The organism is Vibrio sp. Vb0598 (genome assembly GCF_033338935.1).
Lineage (GTDB): Bacteria > Pseudomonadota > Gammaproteobacteria > Enterobacterales > Vibrionaceae > Vibrio > Vibrio alginolyticus.
The window spans coordinates 1-1,055 of record NZ_JAWOTP010000286.1; the positions used below are offsets into that span (position 1 = coordinate 1).

The 1,055-nt window shown below is 48.1% G+C and carries 2 protein-coding genes; both read right to left on the reverse strand.

Annotated elements, in window-relative coordinates; translation table 11 throughout:
• Nucleotides 1-212: ThiF family adenylyltransferase (locus R7Q38_RS24735; protein ID WP_318114713.1), on the reverse strand; the 212-nt coding region annotated here is incomplete at its 3' end.
• 9 nt (nucleotides 213-221) lie between these two features.
• The coding region (locus R7Q38_RS24740; RefSeq protein ID WP_318114714.1) for a molybdenum cofactor synthesis domain-containing protein at nucleotides 222-1,055 on the reverse strand (834 nt) is incomplete at its 5' end.

Sequence of the window (1,055 nt, forward strand, 5' to 3'; positions counted from 1 at the left end):
AAATTAGAGAGCTCTACAATGTCGTCATCGATGAGCGTAATACGGCCGACACCTGCTGTGGCGAGGTATTGACTAGAAGCACAGCCTAAACCGCCCGCACCTAAAATAAGCACGGAGCTTTGTTTGAGCGCTTCTTGCCCTTCGAAATCGAACTGGCGAAGAATGATCTGGCGGTTATAGCGCAGCATCTCCTGATCGGAAAGAATATCCACGGCACGTTCCTAGTATAACGTTGAGTTAAACAGTTGGATTTGAACCGTTTCGCCAACTTCCACGCGGCCACGCTCACGTTCCAACACCACAAAGCAGTTTGCCAAACTCATTGAGCGGAAGGCACCAGAACTTTGGTTGCCAGTGGTTTCAACGAAAAATTTGCCATCTTCTAGCGTGTAGATGCCACGTTGGTAGTCCGTGCGGCCCGGCGCTTTCTTAAATGCAGTTTTTGTCGTAGCAGGGATAGACTCAGGAGCTTTCCATTCAGTATGGCCAGCTAATTTCGCCAACATTGGCTGAACAAGTACGTACATGGTTAGCACAGCAGATACAGGGTTACCTGGTAGACCGCAGAACCAAGCTGTACTTAACTTACCAAATGCGAAAGGTTTACCCGGCTTGATTGCCAGTTTCCAAAAACCGATTTCTCCAAGTTGTTCTAGAATGTCCTTGGTGTAGTCTGCTTCGCCAACACTGACGCCGCCAGAGGTGACAACCACATCCGCGAGCGTTTGTGCTTTTTCAAACGTCGCTTTTAATGTTTCTGGGCAGTCAGGGATAATGCCAAGATCAATCGCTTCACAACCAAAGTTTTCGATAAGTGGTTTAATACCGTAACGGTTGCTGTCGTAGATTTGACCTGCTTCGAGTGGCTCACCTAATGGTTTAAGTTCATCACCTGTCGAGAAAAACGCCACCTTCGGTTTACGTACAACAGTGACATGGCTTACGCCAAGAGAAGCAATCATTGGAATATCGCGTGGTGTTAGGCGCGCGCCTTTTGCTAATACGATATCGCCTTGCTTGATGTCGTCACCAGTTGGGCGGATGTTATTTTGAGG